The following is a 21,544-nucleotide window of genomic DNA, read 5'->3' as shown; positions in this document are numbered from 1 at the left end:
ACCACCGCCTCCTTCCAGTACTACAAGGTCAAGGTGGCCCTGGAAGGCCGCGTCTGGGACGAGTTCGACGGCAAGACCAACACCGCCCTCTCCGCGGGCGGCATCTTCAACAACTTCAACGACATCAACGGCGTCTACGGCGAGATCAAGGGCGAAGCCAACCTGTTCGCGGTCGGCAACAACCTCTCCGCCTTCCTCAACTCCGGCGTGAAGTGGAAGTCCCGCTACCAGGACACCTCCGTCACCCTCGGCGTCCGCTACCAGTGGTAGCCAACGCCGCCTGACGGCGGACACATTCCACCCAAAGACCCGGCCGGCCTGGACCTCCAGGCCGGCCGATTTCTTTTCCACCACCGCCCACCCAGGCTGCGACACTTGTGGACAGCCCACGGCCGGGTGGCTCCAGCGGCGAGCCTGCGCCCCAGACTCGGTCTATCCCGGACGAATTCATGGCAACGCTCCGTGAGCTGCGCCCGCCCAGGAAAGCCGATCGCCCATGCGCCCTTCCGTCCCGGCCCGCCTTGCCGCCATCGCCAGCCTGGCGCTCGCCGCCCCGGCGGCGATGGCTCAGCCCGCCACGCGACCCTTGCCGCGGGCGTTCGACGCCTACCTGCAACACGACATCACGCCCGGCCTGTGCCACGTGGTGAGCCCGGCCGAGGCGCAGTGCATCATCCCGGAGATGACCGCGGGCCCCTACGCCATCGAGGTTGCGGGCACGTCGACGGCGCAAGGCCCGGGGGCAACCCAGACCCTGAAGATCGTGGTTGGCGCCGTGCCCTGCGCCACCGGTCAGAACACCGGGACCTGGACCCAGGGCGCGCGCACCTTCCGCCTGGGCTGCGTCGTCACCCTGCTGACCGATCAGTCACTGATTGCGCGGGTGATCTACGAGGACGCGCATGCCACCAAGGATCCGGCCGGTCCGCTGATTTCCGTGCGCCGCCTGCCGTGGCAGGGGGTTCTCAACGTCACGCCCTATGTGCCAAAGCAATAGCAACGCGACAGGCGACCTGCCGGGTCGCGACGGCAGGAGGCGGCGATGTCACAGGCCCTGGTTCTCGGCGGCGGCGGCCCGGTCGGCATAGCCTGGGAGGCAGGCCTGCTGGCCGGCCTCGCCGAGGGTGGCGTGGACCTGGCCGCGGCGGACTTCATCGTCGGCACCTCGGCCGGGTCAGTCGTCGGGGCGCTGCTGGCGCTGGGCCGGCCCGCGGCGGACATCGCCGGCCCCATCCTCGCGGAGGCCGCGAGGCCGCGTGAGATCCCGCAGCAGGCGGCGCAGGACCGGCCGGGCGCGCCGAACATGATGCTGCTGATGCAGAAGATGGCGGAGGTCGCCGCCGGCGAGCGCGACCCCGTGACCGTGCGACGGGAGATCGGCGAATTCGCCCTCTCCGCCCAGACCGCCGACGAGGAGAGCTTCCTCGGCGGCTTCGGTCGCCAGCTCGCGTCCGCCGGCGAAGGCGTCTGGCCGGGCCGCGGCTATGCCTGCACCGCGGTGGACACCGAGACCGGCGAATTCATCGTCTGGAACGCAGACTCCAAGGTCAGTCTTTCGCGCGCGGTGGCCTCCAGCTGCAGCGTGCCCGGCGTGTTCCCGCCGATCACTATCGGCGGGCGTCGCTACATGGACGGCGGCATGCGCTCGGCCACCAACGCCGATCTGGCCAAGGGGCACGACCGCACGGTGGTGATCGCCGTGCGGCTGCTGGCGGGCGAGATTGGCGATCGGATGATGGCCCCGGTCACCCGCGAGATCGAGGCGCTGCGCGACGCCGGCGGGGCCGTGGAGCTGATCGTGCCGAACGAGGCCAGCAGCGCGGCCTTCGCCGGCAACCTGATGAACCCCCGCAACCGCCCTGCCGCCGCCCAGGCCGGCCTGGACCAGGGCCGCGCGTTGTCGACGACCCTGAAGTCCTTCTGGCAATAGTTCAGCCGCGCGGGCGCGCTTCGCGCCATCGCGCAGGAGTGCTCACGCATGAAGACCTACCGCATCGCCGTGATCGGCCTTGGCCAGCGGATCGCCCACGTCCTGGCGGCGATGAAGGAGGTCGGCTGGTCGCTGGAGGTCGCCGGCCAGGTCGACCCGGCGCCGGTCGGCGCGCCGATCCTCGCCGACGCCGGCATCCCGATGGGACGAAACTTCGCCGACCCGGCGACGCTGCTGGCCGCCGGACCCTACGACCTGGTGATGATCGGCTCGCCCAATCACCTGCACCTTGAGCATCTGCGGGCCGCGTTCGCCGCGGGCTGTCCGATCTTCGCGGAGAAGCCGATCGTTCGGACCGAGGCGGAGACTTTCGCCCTGGCGCGGCAGCTGGCCGACGTGAAGACGCCGCCGCTCTATATCGGCCTGGTGATGCGCTCGATGCCGATCGTGCGTGAGGTGATCGCCCGGGTCGACGCCGGCGAGCTCGGGACGCTGGTCTCCATGGACGCCACCGAGCACCTGCCGCCCGAGCACGGCGGCTACCTGGCCCGCAACTGGCGTCGCCGCCAGGAATGGGGCGGCTCGTTCATGCTCGACAAGGTCTGCCACGACTTCGATATCTTCGGCCGCATGTCGCGCGCCCGCGCCGCGCGGGTGGCGAGCTTCGGGGGGCGGGCGATCTTCCATGCCGGCCGCGTGGATCCGCCCACGGTCTGGAGCGACGGCGAGGCGGCCTACGCCATGCGCGACGCCGGCTGGATGGGGGCCAACGACGCCTTCCACTCCGACATGGACGTCACCGACCACCAGGTGGCGATCGTCGAGTACGACTCGGGCTTGCGCCTGTCGTTCCACTCCAACAGCCACGTCTCGCTGCAGGAGCGCCGCTGGTACGTCTCCGGCACGCACGGGACCCTGCTGGCGGACCTAGTGCGCAACAAGCTGATGATCCGGCCGGGGCTCAGCCGGGCCAAGCCGGAGCGGATCGACTACGCCAACCGCACCGACGACAACCACAACGGCGCCGACCAGGCGATGGCGCTGGACCTGCTGGCGGCGCTCGAGGGCCGGGCGGCCTTCCCGGTCACGCCGCAGGATTCCCTGGAGGCGGGCCTGACGGTGATGGCCATCGACCGCGCGCAGGAGACCGGCCAGATGGTGGACTGCGCGCCGATGTGGGCCGAGTATGACGCCGCGTGGGCGCCGAAGGTCGCCGAACCGGGCCTGATCGCCTGACCACGGGGGCGGGGGCGCCTCAAGGGGCGGTAGCCGCGAGGAGGGATGATGGCCGATAGCGCTATCCTGGCGCCGGGCGCCCTGGCCGGCGACATGCTTCGCGCCGAGTTCTGGCGCGAGCGCTTTCCGGCCCTGACCCTGCCGGAGGCGACGCCGTCCGCGGCTGACCCCGCGCCAGGCGCCGCCGGCGAGGCCGATGAGCGCACCCTCGCCGCGCGCCTGGCTGAGGAGGGCTATTTCCAGGATCGCAACGCGACGTTCGCGCGCCTGGCGCCGCTTCTGGGCGAGGCGGTGAGCGCCTGCGCCGCGATGGACATTCCGCCGGCCTTCATCTTCCTGTTCGACGAGGCCTGGGCCTGCTTCCGCTCGCTGGACCCGATGCTGCGACGCTTCCTGGGACCGGACTACCGCATGCTGCCGGACTTCTGGACCTGGCGCGTCGACGGCGCCGCGGGCCAGGCGGGCTGGGGGCCGCACCGCGACAAGGGGCGGATGTCGCTGGCGCCGAACGGCGCGCCCCTGTCCCTGACGGTCTGGGCGCCGCTGTCGGCGGCAACGCCGCTGACCAGCTGCATGTACGTCCTGCCGGCCAACCGTGACCCGGTCTACAACACCGAGAACGAGGGGCGCTGGCAGATCAACGCCGCCTCGATCCGCGCGTTGCCGGGCGAGCTGGGCGACTATTTCTGCTGGAACCAGGCCGTGCTGCACTGGGGCAGCGAGGCCAGCCGGTTCGCGCCACACCCGCGGCTCAGCATGGCGCTGGAGTTCCAGCGCGGCGACATCGGCGCCTTCAACCAGCCGCTGATCCCCCCGTTCGCGGCTCTGGACCTGCGCACACGGCTGAAGCTGGTGGCCAAGCAGATCCTGCAGTACCGGCACATGTACCCGCTGGCCGCGCGCTTCGAGGCCCTGGCCCAGCAACTCCTGGCCGGGTGACGGCGCCCGGCTCAGACCGGATCGTGGAACACGCCGGTCTGGAAGATGGTCTCGCCCAGCCAGGGATGCTGGAAGCGCAGCGAGAAGCGGAAGGCGCCGCCGCCCAGGTCGCGGTGCTCCACCCAGGCGAAGCCGGGGCTGAGCAGGGTCGGCAGCGGCAGGGTGCGGCGCCCGAGGCGCAGGACGTAGCCGCGGCTGCGAAACACCAGCGCGCCGTCTTCCTCGTTCACGGCCAGGCGAAGGCCGAGGCCGCCGCGCACCACCTCCAGCAGGGCGCCGGTTTCGTCCACCAGCTTGCGCGAGGCGACGCGGACCGGCGCGTGGCCGGCGAAGCGGTAGAGCCGCGACCAGTCGATGCCGCCGCGCGGATGAGGCCCCACCGTCACGTCCACGGCCACGTCCTCGCCGGTCCATGGGGCCAGCGGCGTACCCAGCAGGCGGCAGACCTGGCCCAGTATCCAGCCGGCCGCCGAGGCACGCACCGTCATCCGGCCAGGGTAGACCAGCGGCTCGGCGTGACCGCCGAGGGCGAAGCGCGCCTGCACGGCCCCGGGCAGCCGGGCCCACGCCGTCTCGCCCAGCAGGGCGCGGAAGTCAGGCTCGCGGTCCTGGACTGAATGGGCCCGGACGGCCGCCGGCCGCCGCAGCAGGGTGACCGCGCCGGCCACGCTCAGCGTCCCACCAGGGCGGTGATCTTCGCCCCCAGTCCCAGCAGCTTCATCAGCACCGGCCGCGGCACGTTGCGGATCTGCTCGTACCAGGCGGACAGCTTCTGGGTCAGGTCGAGCATCCGGCGCAGCTTCTCGCGCACGGCCGGCGGGGTTTCGCCGTCGGCGTCCGCGGCGGCGACGCACTCGCGCAGGATCGCCAGGGTCGGGTCGATCTCCCGCCGCTTGCGGCCCTCGACGATGGTCATCAGCATGTCCCACGGGTCCTGCCGCGCCTCGAAATGATCGCGCCGGTCGCCCGGGATGTGCACCAGCCGCACAAGGTCCCAGCCAAGCAGTTCCTTGATCGAGGTGGAGACGTTCGAGCGGGCCACCCCCAGGGTCTCGACGATCTCGTCGGCGGCCATCGGCGCCTCGGCCAGGTAGAGCAGGGCGTGGATCTGGGCGACGGTCCGGTTGACGTTCCAGCGCTGCCCCATCTCGCCCCAGTGGACGATGTAGCGGTTCATGGCGGGCGACAGGCGCATCGCTCATTCCTGGAATTTCTGTAGTGACAGAAATATCAGAATTTCGAGACGAAGCAACGGAATTCGTCCGCCCACTTCGGGGGAGGTGAGGAAACCGCAACGCGTTCCAATTATTGCTTGCGCTGCCGTGGGGTCAGCGTTGGAGGGCTGCGGCCGCTGCGATAGGCTTCGCAAAACAAGTCAGGGAGAGACGTCGATGGCGGCGGCCCGATGGTCGTGCGTGCTGGGAGCGCGCCGGTCTTGAGCGAACTCGAGGACCTGCTGGGCGAGGTGGCCCGCCGGCGGCTGAACGCGCGCGGCATCGGGGGCCTGAAGCGGCTGACCGCCGGCGCGACGCAGGAGGTCTGGCGCTTCGAGCTCGACGAGGCGGGCGGCCCGACGCCGATCATCCTGCGCCGGGCGCCCGGCGGCACGCGGGTGTCGGAAACGGCCATCGGCCTGGAGACCGAGGCGCAGCTACTCGAGGCGGCCGGGCGCGTCGGCGTGCCGGTTCCGGCGGTGCGCTACGTGCTGCAACCCGAGGACGGTCTCGGCCATGGCTTCCTGATGGGGTTCGTCGAGGGCGAGACCCTCGGGGGCCGGATCGTCAAGTCCGAGGACTTCGCCCAGGCGCGCACCTTCCTGGCCCACCAGTGCGGCGAGGTGCTGGCCCGGCTGCACACCATGGACCCGGCCGAGTTCCCCAACCTCCGGCGCCAGACGCCGGCCGAGCTGGTGGCGCAATACAAGGCCATCTACCAGGCCAGCGCCTGGCCGCGGCCGGTGTTCGACCTGGCGTTCCGCTGGCTGGAAGCCAACTGCCCGCCCGATCCGGCGCAGATGCGGCTGGTGCACGGCGACTTTCGCAACGGCAACCTGATGATCGGCCCGGACGGCGTGCGCGCGGTGCTGGACTGGGAGATCGCCCACGTCGGCGATCCGATGGAGGACCTGGGCTGGATCTGCACCAACCCCTGGCGGTTCGGGGCGATCGACAAGCCGGTCGGCGGTTTCGGCCAGCGCGAGGACCTGTGGGCCGGCTACGAGGCCGCCGGCGGCGCGCCGGTGAAGCGCGAGCACGCCCACTGGTGGGAGGTCTACGGCTCGATGCGCTGGGGCGTGATGTGCGCCGGCATGACGGCCGCCTTCCGCGGCGCCGACCCGTCGGTGGAGCGGGCGGTGATCGCCCGCCGCACCTCCGAGAACGAGATCGACCTTTTGCGACTGCTGGCGAGCTGATGGACGCGATGCACGCTGCTGGAGCCCCCATCCCCGGCTTCGCCGGTACTTCCCCCAGAGGGGGAAGAGAAACGACGCTGCAAGCCCTCTTCTCCTCCCCCCTTGGGGGAGGGGGACCGCCGAAGGCGGTGGAGGGGGCTTCAGCCCCGCGCCGGCCAGGACGATAGACCCATGCAAGACCAACCCACGCCGGCCGAGGTGATCGGCGCCGTCGCCCAGTTCCTGAAGACCCAGGTCGTGCCCGGCACGTCAGGCGCCCTGTCGTTCCAGGCCCGGGTCGCGGCCAATGCGCTGGAGATGATGCAGCGCGACCTGACCCTGTCGCCGGCCGAGGACGCCGCCGAGCTGATCCGCCTGAAGGCCTTGCTGGGTCAGGACGGCGATCTGCTGGCCCTCAACACCGAGCTTTCCCGCCGCCTGGCCGCCGGGGAGATGGACCTCTCCACCCCCGGTCTTTCCGACCACCTGTGGGCCACCACCCTCGCCAAGCTGGCGGTGGACCAGCCCACCTACGCCGCCTACCGCGCCAGCCTCGCCGAGCGCGCCGGAGCAAAGGACTAAGCCATGGACTTCGCCGTACCGCAGGACCTGCAGGACTATCTGGCCGAGCTGGACGCCTTCATCGAGGCCAAGATCAAGCCGCTGGAGAACCAGGACGACAACATCCGCTTCTTCGACCACCGGCGCGAACACGCCCGCACCGACTGGGACAACGACGGCCTGCCGCGCCACGAGTGGGAGGCGCTGCTGGCGCAGGCCCGCAAGCTGGCCGACGACGCCGGGCACCTGCGCTACGCCTGGCCGGTGGAGATGGGCGGCAAGGGCGGCTCGAACCTGTCGATGGCGATCATCCGCGAGCACCTGGCCGCCAAGGGCCTGGGCCTGCACAACGACCTGCAGAACGAGCACTCGATCGTCGGCAACAACCCGTTCGTGCTAATGTTCAAGGAGTTCGCCACCAACGCCCAGTACGAGAAGTACTCGGACGACCTGCTGAGCGGGAAGATTCGCGCCACCTTCGGCCTGACCGAGCCGAACCACGGCTCGGACGCCACCCACATGGAGACCCGGGCGGTGCGCCAGGACCGTGACGGCGTCTCCGGCTGGCTGATCAACGGCCAGAAGATGTGGACCACCGGCATGCACGTGGCCACCCACTGCATGTGCTTCGCCCGCACCAGTGGCGAGGACGGCGACGCCACCGGCATCACCGTGTTCCTCGTCCCGGCCAACGACCCGGGGGTGAAGATCGAGGAGTGGCTGTGGACCTTCAACATGCCCACCGACCACCCGCGGGTCAGCTTCACCAACGTCTGGGTGCCGGAAGACGCCATCTGGGGCGTGGAGGGCAGGGGCCTGGGCCTCGGCCAGAGCTTCGTGCACCAGAACCGCATCCGCCAGGCGGCCTCGTCGCTGGGCGCGGCGGTCTACTGCATCAACGAGAGCGTCAAGTACGCGCGCCTTCGCAAGCCGTTCGGCAAGCCGCTGTCCGACAACCAGGCGATCCAGTTCCCGCTGGTGGAGCTGGCAACCCAGGCGGAGATGCTGCGCCTGCTGATCCGCAAGACCGCCTGGGAGATGGACCAACTGCCGCACAAGGAAGTCGAGCGGCAGATCTCCGACCGCGTGAGCATGTGCAACTACTGGGGCAACCGGCTGTGCTGCGAGGCCGCCGACCGGGCGATGCAGGTGCACGGCGGCATCGGCTATTCGCGGCACAAGGCCTTCGAGCACATCTACCGCCATCACCGCCGCTACCGGATCACCGAAGGCTCCGAAGAGATCCAGATGCGCAAGGTCGCCGCCTTCCTGTTCGGCTACCTGGGGCCCAAGCGGAAGGACTTCGCCGAGATGGAGGCGCGCTACGACGAGCAGCGCGCGGCGGGCAGGAACGACCGAGAGATCCAGATCTAGCGGGGATTTTGCGGGAGGGGCGGAACCCCTCACCCTCCCAGGCTCAGCGCTGCCGCGCCGAGCCTGGGCCCCTCCCTCTCCCTCTGGGAGAGGTGTTTTTCCAGTGCAGGATCAGAGCTTTATTTTCCCGCGGCGCCCATTTCCTTCCCCTCTCCCATAGGGAGAGGGAGGGGCCCGCGGCGCTCGCGTATGCGGGCGACGTGGGAGGGTGAGGGGTTCCGACCCTTGCTGCCCCCGCCCCTCGCTAGCCTCGTCGCCCGCGACCTCCCGGCCGGATCGGCGCGGGTCCGCGGGAGGGTTTGCCGCCGATTGCGCCGCCGGCCCTCGGGCCTGCGCGCCCGGCGCCCGGAACGCCGTGCGCGGCGCGCTTCAGAGCCAGCTGGCGTTCGATCACCGCGCGCTGGCGCACCGCCCGCAGGAAGGCGAGTGTCGCCTCGACCTCCGCCGGGTGCGGAGGTGCCTCGCGGACCGCTTGCGGCTCCAGCCGGCTCTGCAGCGCCCGCTCGATCAGTCCGCTCCAGCGTTCGCCCAGCGTGTGCGCCGCCCAGGCCGACGCGGCCGGCTTGGAGGTGACCCGACCGCTCTCCAGGCTGTGCAGGGCGCGGCAGGCGAAGGTGACGAAGAAGGCCGCCAGCCACTGCTGGTCCAGCGCCAGCCCGTCGTCGAGCACCAGACGCAGCACCTTGGCCAGGGTCTCGCGCACCTCGGCCTTCAGGGCCTCGGGCGTCACCGGATCGATCAGCTCGGCCGCGGGCGGCCCGGCCAGGGCGACGCCGGCCTCGCGGGTCACCCAGCGCACCACCTGGCTGTTGTCGTGCTCCGAGCGGACCAGGGCCTGGGTCGCATTGCCGAGGAACCAGAACGGATAGACCGCCGGCGGCAGGCCGCTGGTCGCCGGATCGGCCCAGTCGTCGGCGCGGGGTTCGCCGGGCGGGTCGCGCGGCTGGCCGTCCTTGTGGCGCAGGATGGCGAGCGGCGCGTACGACAGCTCCAGCCGCTGCGCCCAGGGCGAGGGCAGGGCGAAGATCCGGGCGTGCAGCGCCTGCAGCGCCGGCAGGGTCTCGGGGGCCACGTCCTCGGCGACGGCGATCAGGGCGTCGACGCCACTGGCCTCGTCGAAGTCGCCGAGGGCGAAGGAGCCGTGCAGATAGGCGCCGACGAAGGTCTCGCCGAGCACGTCGCGCACGTCCTCGACCAGGCGGGCGAGGACGTCGTTGAGCTCGGGAAAGGGCGTGGCGGATGCAATGGCGCTCGCGCCCGCGGGGGCGGCGCAATGGGAATGGGGCATGATGTGTTCCGGATGGCTCGCGCGGGCGCAGACCTTCAGGATCTGAGGCGCCGACGGCCGAAATGATCGTCAGGGGGCGGATGGCGCAGCCCGTCCGGGCCGCAGCACAGGCATCAGCCGTCGATGATCACAATCACGGAACGTCCTCCAATGGGGCCGCCTTCATACGCCGGAATCGCGGCTTGGCAAACAGTGTTCTCTGGCGGTGTTCTCTGGACGGCGCGGCCAGCCTGGGTAGTCTTTCCGCCTGTTGGAGGACGCCCATGACCTTTACCAAGCGGCTGCGCGATCCGGTGATGCGCGGCGAGGTGACCTGCAGCGTGCGCATCTGGCAGTCACCGCGCGTGAAGGTCGGTGGCCACTATGCGCTGGGCGACGGCGCCATCGAGGTGACCTCGATCCGCGAGATCACCCTGGCCGACATCACCCCGGACCTGGCCCGGCGCTCGGGCTTCGCCGGCGTGGTGGACCTGCTGAAGACGGCCAAGCATGGTTCGGGCCAGCGCGTGTTCCTCGTCGACTTCGAATACCACGCGGCGATGTGAGGGCGCGGCGGGACGATGGTGTCGAAGACGCGGATGCAGGCGCTGGTGAAGGCTTTCGACGCCCCGGCCGTGGCGGCCGCCCTGGCCGAGAGCCCCGACCTGCTGGCGTGGCGCGACGAACGGGGCCGCAACTGGCTGCACCTGGCCTGCGCCACGCCGCTGGCCGGCGCCGGCCGCGACGCCGACGCCTCCGTACGCACGGCCGAGGCGCTCCTGGCGGCCGGCCTGCCGCTGGACGGCGCAGCCTTCACAGAAGGGGCCTGGCAGGCGACCCCGGTGTGGTTCTGCATCGCGCGCGGCCGCAACCTGATCCTCGCGACCTGGCTGCTGGAGCGCGGCGCCGACCCGAACTATTCGCTCTGGGCGGCGGCCTTCAACCGCGATCTGGCGGCGATCCGCCTCCTGGTCGCGCACGGCGCCAACCTGGAAGACGGCTCGGTGGACGAGAGCCCGTTCCTGGGCGCCGTGCAATGGAGCCACTTCGATGCCGCGGAGGAACTGCTGAGGCTGGGCGCCGACCCGAACGTGCGCGACTCCAAGGGCATGACCGCGCTGCACTACATGCTGAGGAAGGGCAGTGAGGCGGCCCACTTCCAGATGCTGGCGCGCCACGGGGCGCGGGGCGACATCCCCGACGCCGAGGGGCGCACGGCGGCGGATCTGCTGCGGCGCAAGCGCGACCCTGAGCTCAAGGCGCTGGCGGAGAGGCTGGCCGGCGGGGGCTGAGTCAGCCCTCCCCTTTATGGGGAGGGACAGGCGGCGAAGCCGCCAGGGTGGGGAACGCCTGCCGGCGCACAGGCCAAGCTCGTCCGCTGTTGTACGGCGTCTCACTTCCCCGCCCTGATCGCTGCGCGATCTTCCCTCCCCATGAAGGGGAGGGCGAGTTCGGCGCGGCCCCTCAGCTCTCCACCGTGAAATGCACCCCGGCGTTCGCCTCCAGCCGCTTCACCAGCGGTTCGGCCATGGCCGAGGCGGTGGTCCAGCAGCCGCCGGGGGTGACGGAGCGGTCGACGTCGCGGGCGAGGCAGACGGCGCTCTCGCCCAGCATCTTCGAGGTCGAGCCATAGCCGGGGTCCATGTCGCCCTTCACCGCGACGCGGGCGGTGCGGCCGTCGGCGGCTTCGGCGATGAAGATGATGTCGTAGAAGCCGGCCTCGCGCTCTTCCTTGGTCGGGCCCTCGCCGGGCTTCAGGCCGCCGCCCATCTCGAAGCCGGGGCCGGCGCTTTCGCCGGTTTTCGGCGGGCCGGGGATCATCAGCAGTTCGTCGTACTTGAGGTCCTGGCCCCAGGGGTGGCCCAGCAGGAAGTTCGAGCGATGCACCGCCTTGGTGTTGATCGCCGACATCATGAAGGGCGCCACCCACGACCCGGTGACCGTGTCCTCATAGACCTTCTCCTCGGGCTGGGCCGGGCCGGTGAAGCCGGGGGTCAGGGCGAAGGGATTGGCCAGCAGGGCGCCGATCGACGGGTCGCGCTGCACGGCGGCCATGGTCGCCATGCCGCTGGCCATTGTGCCGCCCGAGAGGCCGCCGCGCATGCCCCGCACCCGGCCGCGGACCCGCGGCGCCGGCGCGCCGAACGCTTCCACCGCCCGCTTCTCGGCGAACCAGACGCCCAGGTCGAAGGGGATGGAGTCGAAGCCGCAGGAGAACACGATCCGCGCGCCGGACGCCTTGGCCGCCGCCTCGTGCGCGCCGATCATCTGGTGGATCCAGTTGGACTCGCCGGTCAGGTCCACATAGTCGGTCCCCGCCGCAGCGCAGGCGGCCACCAGGGGCGAACCGTACAGCTGATAGGGGCCGACGGTGGTGATGATCACCTTGGTGCGTCCCACCATCGCCGCGAGAGAGGCCGGGTCGGCGGCGTCGGCGATCACCAGCGGCAGGCTGTCCGGCGCGCCGATCAGCCCGCGCACCTCCTCCAGCTTGGCCTGGCTGCGGCCGGCCATGGCCCAGGCGAGGTCGCCGCTGGCGCCGTAGGTCTTGAGCAGGTGCTCGGCGACCAGCCGGCCGGTGTAGCCCGTGGCCCCATAGACGATCACCTCGAACTCGCGCGCGTCAGCCATGCCGGATCTCCCTTGGTTAGTTTACGCTGTACGCTATAGCGTGGCGGCCAGTTTTTGGCAATCTCCACACCCGCTCATCCCGACGAAAGTCGGGACCCAGGCCAAAGCTTCAGCTTCTCGTCCACCCGCGGGTTTAGAGCTTTCAGGAGGCCTCCTGCCTTGCGGAGAATCTTGCCTGGGTCCCGACTTTCGTCGGGATGAGCGGGAAAGGGTATCGCAAAACAACCCGCCCTTTCCTCACAGAACAGCGATTGCGCCCGCGCGATCAGGCGCCTTAGGGTTCGAGACGACTAACCGTCGATAATGAACCCGCGGCCAACAGCGGGCTGGAGGACGCCATGAAGTTCACCTGGTTCAACCTGATGCCCTGGCCGTATCTGCCGGACGACTTCCGCGAGAAGCATCGCTCGGTGTGGGTCGATATCGACCAGCGGCTGTTCGACCCCGAGAAGTCGAACGCGGTCTACAACACCTACATGGATCTGCTGGAGTACGCCGACACCCTGGGCTTCGACGGCATCGGGGTGAACGAGCACCACCAGAACGGCTACGGCATCATGCCCAGCCCGAACATCATCTCCGCGGGCCTGGCGCGGCGCACCAAGAACGCGGCGCTGGTGGTGCTGGGCAACTCCATCGCCCTGTACAATCCCCCGGTCCGCGTGGCCGAGGAATTCGCCATGCTGGACTGCATCTCCGGCGGGCGGCTGGTGGCCGGCTTCCCGGTCGGCACCTCGATGGACACCAACTACTGCTACGGCCAGATCCCGGCCCTGACCCGGGAGAAGTACGCCGAGGCGCACGACCTGATCATCCGCGCCTGGACCGAGCGCGACCCGTTCGCCTTCAACGGCCGCTACAACAAGCTGCGCCACGTCAACATCTGGCCGCGGCCGATCCAGCAGCCGCATCCGCCGATCCACATCCCCGGCGGCGGCTCGGTGGAGACCTACGACTTCTGCATCGACAACACCTATTCCTATTCCTACCTCAGCTTCTCCGGCTACCTGCGGGCCAAGGCGCTGATGCAGGGCTACTGGGACCGGGTGGCGGCGCGCAACACGCCGGACACCTCGCCCTACCGGGCCGGCTTCGCCCAGACCATCTGCGTGGCCGACACCGACGAGGAGGCCGAGCGGCTGTACTCCGAGCACGTCAGCTACTTCTACAACCGCTGTCTGCACGTCTATCCGGGCTTCGCCGACGCGCCGGGCTATCGCACCATCAAGACCATCCAGACCGGCGCCCTCAGCCAGTACGCGCCGCCCCGCGGCGGCTACACCCAGCTGACCTGGAAGGACCTGACCGAACAGGGCCACGTGATCGCCGGCTCGCCGGAGACGGTGCGCCAGCGCATGGAGGACCTGATCAAGGGCCTGCACGTCGGCAACATCTTCTGCCTGATGCACGTGGGCAACATGCCGGCCGACAAGTGCATGTATTCGTCCAAGCTGTTCGCCGAGAAGGTGATGCCGCACCTGCGCAACATGTTCCCGGACTATGCCGACGACGACCGCTTCTGGTGCCATCCGATGAACCAGCGCGCCGTGCCCGGCTCGTTGCCGGCGCCGCCGACCAGCGCACCGGGCGGGGCTCCGGCCCGCGCCGCGGTTCCGGCCGAATAGGAGCGGGCGCGATGCAAACCAAGACCGTCGAAACCCGCCACGCCGCCATCCGCTATCTGGAGGGCGGCCAGGGCGAGCCCCTGGTGTTCCTGCACGGCGCCGGGGGCATGACCGCGGACGACCCCATCCTCCAGGAGCTGTCGTCCCGCTTCCACGTCTACGCCCCGTTCCTGCCGGGCTACGGCGAGACCGAGGAATGCGAGAGCCTGCGCGACATGCTCGACTTCGCCCTGCACGGCTGGGACGTGGTCGAGGCGCTTGGGATCAGCAACCCGATCCTCGTCGGCCACTCGATGGGCGGGATGATCGCCGCGGAGATGGCCGCCCTGGCCCCCAACGACGTCTCGCGCCTGGCTCTGATCTGCCCGGCGGGGCTGTGGCTGGACGAGCATCCGATCGTCGACATGTTCTCGCTGCTGCCGTTCGAGATGCCGAAGTACCTGTTCCACGACGCCGAGGCGGGCGCGGCCCTGATGACCGCCGGCCTGAAGATGGACGACCCGAAGTTCCTGCAGGACTACCTGATCAGGAACGCCCGGCAGATGGGCATGGCCGGCAAGCTGCTGTTTCCGATCCCTGATCGTGGGTTGGCCGAGCGGCTCTACCGGGTGAAGGCCAAGACGGTGATCGTCTGGGGCGAAAGCGACAGGCTGATCCCGCCGGTCTACGGTCCGGCCTTCCAGTCGGCGATCGCCGGCTCGAAGCTGGTCAGCGTGCCCGAAGCCGGCCACATGGTGATCGTGGAGAAGCCGGCGGTGGTGCGCGAGGCGGTCGAAGCGCTGGCCTGAGGGCTTTCGCCGACAGGGCGGAACCCCTCACCCTCCCGGTCGCTGATCGCGACCGGGCCCCTCCCTCTCCCTATGGGAGAGGTGATTTTCTCAGCGTGATCAGCGGGATAGTTGCCGCCTATCGCCCCTTTACTTCACCTCTCCCATAGGGAGAGGGAGGGGCCCGCGTGGCTTGCGATAGCAAGGCGCGTGGGAAGGTGAGGGGTTACGCCCTCTCCGCGAGCCCTCAGAACCCCTTCGCCACCCCTTCGCGACGGGGATCGGCGGCGCCTTCCAGGTGGCCGTCCTTGACGACGATGCCGTGCAGGCCGGAATCCTCGCCGAAGCCTTGGCGGAACACCACGCCCTTGGCGGCCAGGGCGTCGACCACGCCGGGCGGATAGCGCTGCGGCTCGGACGAGAAGCTGTCGCCGCGGGCCACCAGGTTGGGCAGGTTGATGGCGTCCTGGATGGAGAGCTTCCAGTCCAGCAGGCCGACCGTGGCCTTCATCACATAGGAGATGATCGACGGGCCGCCCGGCGAGCCGATCGCGGCATAGAACCGGCCGTCCTTGTCGAGGATGATCAGCGGCGACATCGCCGAGCGCGGCCGCTTGCGCGGCGCCACCGCGTTGGCGGCGGGACGGCCGTCCTTGTCCACCGGGTTGTAGGCGAAGTCGGTCAGCTGGTTGTTGAGGAAGAAGCCGTCCACCATCCGGCCGTCGCCGAAGATGCTCTCCACCGTGGTGGTCATCGACACCACGTTGCCCCACTTGTCGACGATGGCGAACGAGGTGGTGCCGCCGGGCTCCAGCGTCGAGTCGATGCCGGCCATCTTCGCGCCGGGCGGATTGCCGGGCGCCGGGGCCGGGCCGGCGGTCTCGCCGATCAGCTTGGCGCGGTCCGCCAGGTAGGCGGGGCTCAGCAGGCCCTCCAGCGGCACGTCGACGAAGCCAGGGTCGCCGATGTACCGGTCGCGGTCGGCGTACATCAGGCGCTCGGCCTGGGCCAGTTCCAGCCAGGCCTGCGCGTCGGTGGGGCCGCGGCTGGCGATGTCGGTGTGCTCCAGCAGGCCGAGGCCCTCCAGGGTCGCCGAGCCGCCGGACGGCAGGCCCGGGGCGCAGACCGTATAGGCGCGGTACGGGCGGCAGATCGCCTGGCGCTCGATCGGCTTGTACGCCGCCAGGTCCGCCAGGGTCATGCTGCCCGGCGTCGGGCCCTCCGAGAGCCGCCTGACGATGTCGGCGGCGACCTTGCCCTTCAGCAGGCCGTCGGGGCCCTGCGCCGCGATCAGCCGCAGGGTGGCGGCGTAGGCCGGGTTCTGGATCCTGTCGCCGGCCTTGACCTTGGTTCCGTCGGGCTTGGTGAAGTAGCGCAGCACGTCGGGCGCGCTGTTCTGCGGCGGGAAGGGCGAGTTCAGGATGGTCTCGAGCCGCTTGCCGACGGTGAAGCCGCCCTCCGCCAGCTGCTCGGCGTCGCCGAACAGGCTGCCCCACGGCCGCACGCCGTGCTGCTTGTGCGCCATGTACAGCATGGCGATGGCCCCCGGCACGCCGGCCGAGCGGCCCGACAGCACCGCCTGCGGGTAGGACATCGGCCGGCCGCCATCCATGAACATGTCCGCCGTCGCGCCGGCCGGGGCGAACTCGCGGCCGTCGTAGGACGTCAGCCTGTGGGTCCGGCCGTCGTAGAAGGTCATGAACGAGCCGCCGCCGAGGCCGGAACTCTGCGGTTCGACCAGGCCCAGGGTCACCTGCACGGCGACCGCGGCGTCGACCGCCGTCCCCCCGGCGCGCAGCACCTTCAGCCCCGCCTCCACCGCCGCTGGATTGGCGGCGGCGACCATGCTGTGCGGACCGGGCGAAGCGGCCGCGGCGGGGGGCGGCGCCGGCGCATGGACGGGCCTGGCCCTGGCAAGGCCGACCGCGGGAAGACAGACGACGGCGACGGCGGCGAGCAGAGCCAGGACAGGACGCATGGACTTCAACAACCCCACAGACAGGTGACGGCGCGGCCGGCGTCGCCAGTGGCGAGACAGCCGTTGTCGGATGACCAGACGGGTCGTGGCTCGACAACGGGCTTGGCCTTGTGCGACTGCCAGAGGATGTCCGCAAGACCCGGAATGAGGAACCTGATCACCGATGTGCCCGGCCTGCTGGTCGGACAGGCGGATGACGCGCGCGTGCGCACCGGCGTGACGGTGATCGTGCCCACCGAGCGGGCGGTCTGCGCCGCGGATGTGCGGGGCGGCGCGCCCGGCACGCGCGAGACCGACGCCCTGGCGGCGGAGAACCTGGTCGACGCCGTGGACGCCGTGGTGCTGTCCGGCGGTTCGGTCTACGGCCTTGGCGCCGCCGACGGGGTGACCGCCTGGCTGGGGGCGCAGGGGCGCGGCTATGGCATGGTCAGCCGGCCGGGCGTGCCGCTGTCGCCGGTGATCCCGGCGGCGATCCTCTATGACCTGGCCAATGGCGGCGATAAGGCCTGGGGGCTGGAGCCGCCGTACCGGGCGCTGGGCGTCGCGGCAGCCCAGGCGGCGTCCGACCACTTCGCCCTGGGCAATGCCGGCGCCGGCACGGGGGCCATGGCCGGAACGCTGAAGGGCGGCCTGGGCTCGGCCTCGGTGGTCACCGACGACGGCTTCACCGTCGGCGCGATCGTGGCGGTGAACGCGTTCGGCTCGGTGCTGGCGCCCGGTGGGCGGACCTTCTGGGCGACGCCGTACGAGCTGGACGCGGAGTTCGGCGGCCTGCCGCCGGACGGCCTGCGCGCCGCGCCCGACGACTGGGGCCCGGCCAAGGCCGCCGCGGCGGCGGCCGAGCGGGTCAACACCACCATCGCCTGCGTCGCCACCGACGCCATCCTGACCCCGGCCCAGGCCCGGCGGCTGGCGATCATGGCCCAGGACGGCCTGGCCCGCGCGATCCGGCCGGTGCACGCCCAGTCCGACGGCGACGTGGTGTTCGCCCTGGCCACCGGACGCCGGCCCCTGGCCGAGCCGGCGGGTCTGAACCTCACCCGCCTCGGGGCCCTGGCGGCCGATTGCCTGGCCCGGGCGGTGGCGCGCGGCGTGTTCGAGGCGACGGCCTGGCCGGGCGGCGAGGCGAAGGCTTGGCGCGACCTCTGAGCCGCCGCGCTCAGCCTTACCCCGCAGTTCACTATTTCGAGTCGGAAACACCCTAGCGGCACAGTCTTCGCTCTTGCTATGTCGTTCGATGAACAACGTTAGGAGAGCGGCGATGAAGGTGGGGCGTCTGGTGCTGTTGGCGGCCACGGCGGCCATTGCGGGGCAGGCGATCGGCGCGCCGGCGCACCACGCGGCCCCGGCGGGTCATCCGGCGCCGGCGCCAGGCGGCGGTGGCGGTGGCGGCCATCAGGTCGTCACCGGGCCGGTCGCCAGCTACTGGATGAGCGCCTCGACGGTCACCGGCATGGGCGGCATGGGCGGCATGGGCGGCGGTGGTGGTCGCCGACCCAGCTTCGGCGCGATGATGATGGGCGGCGGCATGCCCGATCCCAATGCCGTCAGCCACAGCCTGATCCTGCAGCTGGGCTCCTCGCAGCGTCCGGGCGGCGGCGGCCCTGAAGCCGAGCACGATCCGCCGCAGACGCTGGGGGCCGGCCCTGTGCTGCCGCTGCTGTCGCCGGTGAAGCCCAAGTACGAGGAGAGCGAGCCCGCGCCGCCGGCCGAGTACCGCCAGCCGCACGGGCGGATGCTGATCTTCTGGGGCTGCGGCGAGCACGCCGGGCCCAACCAGCCCTATGTGATCGACTTCGCCAAGCTGGGCTCGGCCGCCGGCGCCCAGCAGTTCTCCGGCCTGATGCGCAACATGGGCATCCAGTACATGCAGGGGCCCTCGCCGACCCGCAACGCCACCTATGGCGAGTGGCCGAACGAGCGCACCCGCACCCAGGTGCCGGCCGACGGCTCGCTGCAGGGCCACCACACGGTCAAGGGCAACTACAGCCCGCAGATCGACTTCGACCTCAGCGCCAACCAGGACTTCCTGCCGCCGTTCCGTATCACCACCAACGAGAAGGACCCGCAGGGCGCGGGCCAGCTCGCCTGGCGGCCGGTGGACGGGTCCCAGGCCTATTTCGCCACCATGATGGGTGCGCGCGGCGAGGACGAGGTGGTGATGTGGACCTCCAGCGTCGCCCAGGCCTCGATGTTCGGGGTGCCGGAATACCTGAGCGACGGCGAGATCGCCCGGCTGGTCAACAACCACGTGCTGATGCCGCCCTCGCAGACCAGCTGCACCATCCCGGCCGAGGCCGTGCGGGCGGCCGGCGACGCCGGCTTCTTCCAGCTGATCGCCTATGGCGGCGAGAGCAACATCACCTATCCGCCGCGTCCGCCCGCGCCGCGGCCGTGGAACATCGAATGGCAGGTCAAGGTCCGCTATCGCGCGGCCACCAGCGGCCTGGTGGGCATGGACATGGCCCGGATGATGGGCGGCGAGGACGGCGACCGGCGCCAGCACCAGGGCCAGCAACCGCAGCAGAAGCCCAAGCACGGCGGCTTCATGGGCGGCCTCGGCGGCCTGGGAAGCGTTATCCCGTAAGGCTTTGCGGCGGCGCGACGCGGCAGGTGCGGCGAACTGATTTTGCCCCCTTGCGCTTTGCGCCGCCCGCGACTAGTTTCCGCGCCTTCGCCGAACAGGCGGCGCGCGCTCGTAGCTCAGCTGGATAGAGCATCAGACTACGAATCTGAGGGTCGGACGTTCGAATCGTTCCGGGCGCGCCAATTTTTCAATGACTTAGTGGATTTCCACCGTTCTAACTTTGGCGGTTAGAACGGTGTTTAGAACGGTGGTTGCGCTCGATAGCCGGCAATCGCCCTGCTCGGCAGGCGGCGTCCAACATCGTTGGACCATCCAGGAAACGCGTCGGCGCGCGATTTCGGGCCGACACGATAGCTCAAGGACCGCTTCCGAAAGCCTCTCGGTGACTCATCTGACCGAACGGATTGGCGACTACGCCGCGCAGCATCACGTGGCCGAGGACAAGGTTTGGCAGAAGCGCCAGCTCGGCATTTACCTGGGCCTCTTCACGATCGCCCTGGTCGGCAAGGACAACTGGCAGACCACCGCCACCCATCCGGCCCTGGCCGACCGCCTGGCGGCGGCGAAGGCGGTCTTCGCAGACCATCGCAGCGACGGGGCCGACAACGTGGCCGAGCTGGCCTTCCAGGCGCTCGGGACGGTCTGGGCCGGCGCGCCCCGCTTCTAGGGCTGCAAGCCGGGCTTTTTGCTGCTTCAACAGGGCGAGGGTCGACCCATTGGGCGAGCGGTTCGCGACGGATCAAGGCAGCGATGACGACGGCGAACGAACCTCTGAGCGGCCATCTCGAGGCGCGGGTGGGCCGGCGTCACACGCTGTTCAGACGCATGACACTGGAACGGTTCAGCGCCCTGGCTCAATGGAGCATGCCGCCGGCGATGCGCGCCGACACCTTGCTGGCCTCGGCCATGACCGACGCCGACGAACGGGTGGCGGTCGCGGTGCTGCACCTGAAAAAGACCCGCGAGTTCATGTGCGTCGCCTTCGCTCGGGACAGCGCCGGACGGTGGCGGGGGTTCGAGCGGTCGGTCTATTTCCCGAGCGCGCGGGCGGCCGAGGAGGCCATCTCCCGTGACTTCGGCCGGCAGCTGCTGGCCAAGACGCCGGCCTTCGCCAACCTGCCGGGCCAGCCGCCAGGGATCGATCTCTTCGCCGCGATTGACGGGGTGACCAGATACGAAGATGCATACATCCTGCTGCGAGACGGCTTCAGCCACGCCGCCGCCAAGGAGATGCTGCAGGAGATCGCGCGCTGGTTCCCCGACCTCGACGGCCACTTCGTGCGGGAAACCCAGACAACCGGTTTCAGCGCCCGGCTCTGGGAGCTCTACCTCTGGACGGCGTTCCGCGCGCTAGACTTCGACCTCGACTACGGATCGGCCGTGCCGGACTTTGCCCTCATCAAGAATGGCCAGCGCCTCTACGTCGAGGCGACGACGGTCAGCGCCAACGAGCCCTTCACCACCTCGATGGGCCCCGGCCCGCCAAAGGCCCCTCCCGACCCGTTCTTCACCTACCTTGAGCACGAGATGGCGCAGAAGTTCGGCTCGCCGCTCTTCTCGAAGCTGAAGAAGCGCGACTGGGAAAAGCCCCACGTCGACGGCCACCCCTACCTCCTGGCCCTGGCCGATTTCCACGCACCCGGCTCGATGCGCTGGTCGGCCGGCGCGCTGCCGCAATACCTGTTCGGCCTGAAGTCGGTTTACACGCCGGATGCCGACAACCAGCTGATGGAGATGTTCATCCCCGGCGACGACCACGTCGTCGGCGACAAGCGGGTGCCGACGAACTTCTTCGCCCAGCCGGGCGCCGAGAACGTCTCCGGCATCTTGTTCTCCAACGCCGGCACCCTGGCGAAATTCAACCGGATGGGCGTGCGCGCCGGCTTCGGCGATGCGTGGGTCAGCCTGGTGCGCGAAGGCGTGCTCGTGGACCCGCAGCGGTTCGGATCCGAAAAGCGCTTCAAGATCGACGTCGAGAGCCCGGCGTATCAGGAGGGCTGGACGGACGAACTAATCCTTTTCCACAATCCGAACGCGCTGCACCCGGTTGACCCGGCCCTGTTCCCCGGCATCGGCCATGTCCGCATCGCCGACGGCGAATACCTCGAAGGCGGCCCGATACGGGTGCTCTGGTCACGGACCACGGTCATCGACTTCCTGGACCGCAAGGATGGGCAGCCCAGCTGGGCCGCGAACCCGTCGGACGACGACGGGCTCGGCTGACGGCGCCGCTTCCGCCAGGATGACCGCACGGGTA

The 21,544-nt window shown here is 70.2% G+C and carries 21 protein-coding genes and 1 tRNA gene; 17 read left to right on the top strand and 5 right to left on the bottom strand.

The window, feature by feature from the left end; translation table 11 throughout:
• The 5 genes from ACO2Q3_RS24810 to ACO2Q3_RS24790 all read left to right on the top strand — a co-directional run.
• Window positions 1-270: hypothetical protein (locus ACO2Q3_RS24810; RefSeq protein ID WP_423305662.1), on the top strand; the 270-nt coding region annotated here is incomplete at its 5' end.
• 226 nt (window positions 271-496) lie between these two features.
• Window positions 497-997, top strand: coding sequence for a hypothetical protein (locus tag ACO2Q3_RS24805; protein WP_423311613.1), 501 nt, complete (start codon window positions 497-499; stop codon window positions 995-997).
• Window positions 998-1,042: 45 nt separating this feature from the next.
• On the top strand, window positions 1,043-1,930 hold the full coding sequence (locus tag ACO2Q3_RS24800) for a patatin-like phospholipase family protein (protein WP_423311611.1): 888 nt from the start codon (window positions 1,043-1,045) through the stop codon (window positions 1,928-1,930).
• Window positions 1,931-1,978: 48 nt separating this feature from the next.
• Entirely contained in the window at window positions 1,979-3,166 is a 1,188-nt protein-coding gene (locus ACO2Q3_RS24795) for a Gfo/Idh/MocA family protein (protein ID WP_423311609.1), read from the top strand.
• A gap of 48 nt (window positions 3,167-3,214) precedes the next feature.
• Complete coding sequence (locus ACO2Q3_RS24790; RefSeq protein ID WP_423311607.1) at window positions 3,215-4,105, top strand: hypothetical protein; 891 nt, start codon at window positions 3,215-3,217, stop codon at window positions 4,103-4,105.
• Between the two features lie 11 nt (window positions 4,106-4,116).
• On the opposite strand, the gene ACO2Q3_RS24785 is transcribed toward ACO2Q3_RS24790, so the two are convergent.
• A complete protein-coding gene (locus tag ACO2Q3_RS24785) occupies window positions 4,117-4,773 on the bottom strand; it encodes a DUF4166 domain-containing protein (RefSeq protein WP_423311605.1) in 657 nt (218 codons plus the stop codon).
• A 2-nt stretch (window positions 4,774-4,775) separates the two neighbouring features.
• The gene (locus ACO2Q3_RS24780; RefSeq protein WP_423311603.1) at window positions 4,776-5,300 is read right to left on the bottom strand and encodes a GbsR/MarR family transcriptional regulator; all 525 of its coding nucleotides are present in this window, start codon (window positions 5,298-5,300) and stop codon (window positions 4,776-4,778) included.
• Between the two features lie 240 nt (window positions 5,301-5,540).
• Here ACO2Q3_RS24780 and ACO2Q3_RS24775 point away from each other — a divergent pair, with 240 nt between their 5' ends.
• The 3 genes from ACO2Q3_RS24775 (at window position 5,541) to ACO2Q3_RS24765 (ending at window position 8,432) form a co-directional block, all read left to right on the top strand.
• Window positions 5,541-6,518, top strand: coding sequence for a phosphotransferase family protein (locus ACO2Q3_RS24775; protein WP_423311601.1), 978 nt, complete (start codon window positions 5,541-5,543; stop codon window positions 6,516-6,518).
• A 171-nt stretch (window positions 6,519-6,689) separates the two neighbouring features.
• Window positions 6,690-7,079 (top strand): DUF6285 domain-containing protein, encoded by a 390-nt coding sequence (locus tag ACO2Q3_RS24770; protein WP_423311599.1) that lies wholly within the window; start codon window positions 6,690-6,692, stop codon window positions 7,077-7,079.
• A 3-nt stretch (window positions 7,080-7,082) separates the two neighbouring features.
• Window positions 7,083-8,432: an acyl-CoA dehydrogenase family protein gene (locus tag ACO2Q3_RS24765; RefSeq protein WP_423311597.1), complete on the top strand. Its 1,350-nt coding sequence runs from the start codon at window positions 7,083-7,085 to the stop codon at window positions 8,430-8,432.
• Between the two features lie 244 nt (window positions 8,433-8,676).
• Here ACO2Q3_RS24765 and ACO2Q3_RS24760 read toward each other — a convergent pair whose 3' ends face one another.
• On the bottom strand, window positions 8,677-9,720 hold the full coding sequence (locus ACO2Q3_RS24760) for an aminoglycoside adenylyltransferase domain-containing protein (RefSeq protein WP_423311595.1): 1,044 nt from the start codon (window positions 9,718-9,720) through the stop codon (window positions 8,677-8,679).
• 263 nt (window positions 9,721-9,983) lie between these two features.
• Here ACO2Q3_RS24760 and ACO2Q3_RS24755 point away from each other — a divergent pair, with 263 nt between their 5' ends.
• On the top strand, window positions 9,984-10,265 hold the full coding sequence (locus ACO2Q3_RS24755) for a hypothetical protein (protein WP_423311593.1): 282 nt from the start codon (window positions 9,984-9,986) through the stop codon (window positions 10,263-10,265).
• Between the two features lie 15 nt (window positions 10,266-10,280).
• Window positions 10,281-10,991 carry an ankyrin repeat domain-containing protein gene (locus ACO2Q3_RS24750; RefSeq protein WP_423311591.1) on the top strand — a complete coding sequence of 237 codons (711 nt, stop codon included), beginning with the start codon at window positions 10,281-10,283 and terminating at the stop codon, window positions 10,989-10,991.
• A gap of 172 nt (window positions 10,992-11,163) precedes the next feature.
• Here ACO2Q3_RS24750 and ACO2Q3_RS24745 read toward each other — a convergent pair whose 3' ends face one another.
• Window positions 11,164-12,330: a saccharopine dehydrogenase family protein gene (locus tag ACO2Q3_RS24745; RefSeq protein WP_423311589.1), complete on the bottom strand. Its 1,167-nt coding sequence runs from the start codon at window positions 12,328-12,330 to the stop codon at window positions 11,164-11,166.
• Between the two features lie 338 nt (window positions 12,331-12,668).
• Here ACO2Q3_RS24745 and ACO2Q3_RS24740 point away from each other — a divergent pair, with 338 nt between their 5' ends.
• Together ACO2Q3_RS24740 and ACO2Q3_RS24735 are read left to right on the top strand one after the other, a co-directional pair.
• Window positions 12,669-13,955, top strand: a complete 1,287-nt coding sequence (locus ACO2Q3_RS24740) for an LLM class flavin-dependent oxidoreductase (protein WP_423311587.1) — start codon at window positions 12,669-12,671, stop codon at window positions 13,953-13,955.
• 11 nt (window positions 13,956-13,966) lie between these two features.
• The gene (locus tag ACO2Q3_RS24735) at window positions 13,967-14,743 is read left to right on the top strand and encodes an alpha/beta fold hydrolase (RefSeq protein WP_423311585.1); all 777 of its coding nucleotides are present in this window, start codon (window positions 13,967-13,969) and stop codon (window positions 14,741-14,743) included.
• Between the two features lie 226 nt (window positions 14,744-14,969).
• Here the strand turns inward: ACO2Q3_RS24735 and ACO2Q3_RS24730 are convergent, their stop codons facing one another.
• Window positions 14,970-16,700, bottom strand: coding sequence for a gamma-glutamyltransferase family protein (locus tag ACO2Q3_RS24730; RefSeq protein ID WP_423311583.1), 1,731 nt, complete (start codon window positions 16,698-16,700; stop codon window positions 14,970-14,972).
• A gap of 144 nt (window positions 16,701-16,844) precedes the next feature.
• Here ACO2Q3_RS24730 and ACO2Q3_RS24725 point away from each other — a divergent pair, with 144 nt between their 5' ends.
• From ACO2Q3_RS24725 to ACO2Q3_RS24705, 5 genes are all read left to right on the top strand, one after another.
• Window positions 16,845-17,849 (top strand): P1 family peptidase, encoded by a 1,005-nt coding sequence (locus tag ACO2Q3_RS24725; RefSeq protein ID WP_423311581.1) that lies wholly within the window; start codon window positions 16,845-16,847, stop codon window positions 17,847-17,849.
• A gap of 112 nt (window positions 17,850-17,961) precedes the next feature.
• On the top strand, window positions 17,962-19,287 hold the full coding sequence (locus ACO2Q3_RS24720; RefSeq protein WP_423311579.1) for a hypothetical protein: 1,326 nt from the start codon (window positions 17,962-17,964) through the stop codon (window positions 19,285-19,287).
• Between the two features lie 105 nt (window positions 19,288-19,392).
• Window positions 19,393-19,469 (top strand) — tRNA-Arg (locus tag ACO2Q3_RS24715).
• 200 nt (window positions 19,470-19,669) lie between these two features.
• Window positions 19,670-19,954: a hypothetical protein gene (locus ACO2Q3_RS24710; RefSeq protein WP_423311577.1), complete on the top strand. Its 285-nt coding sequence runs from the start codon at window positions 19,670-19,672 to the stop codon at window positions 19,952-19,954.
• Window positions 19,955-20,037: 83 nt separating this feature from the next.
• Complete coding sequence (locus ACO2Q3_RS24705) at window positions 20,038-21,510, top strand: hypothetical protein (RefSeq protein ID WP_423311575.1); 1,473 nt, start codon at window positions 20,038-20,040, stop codon at window positions 21,508-21,510.
• The last annotated feature ends 34 nt before the right edge of the window (window positions 21,511-21,544 follow it).

Origin of the sequence: Caulobacter sp. KR2-114, assembly GCF_049446115.1 — a bacterium.
Lineage (GTDB): Bacteria > Pseudomonadota > Alphaproteobacteria > Caulobacterales > Caulobacteraceae > Acaudatibacter.
This window is presented reverse-complemented; position numbering and strand designations above follow the sequence as displayed.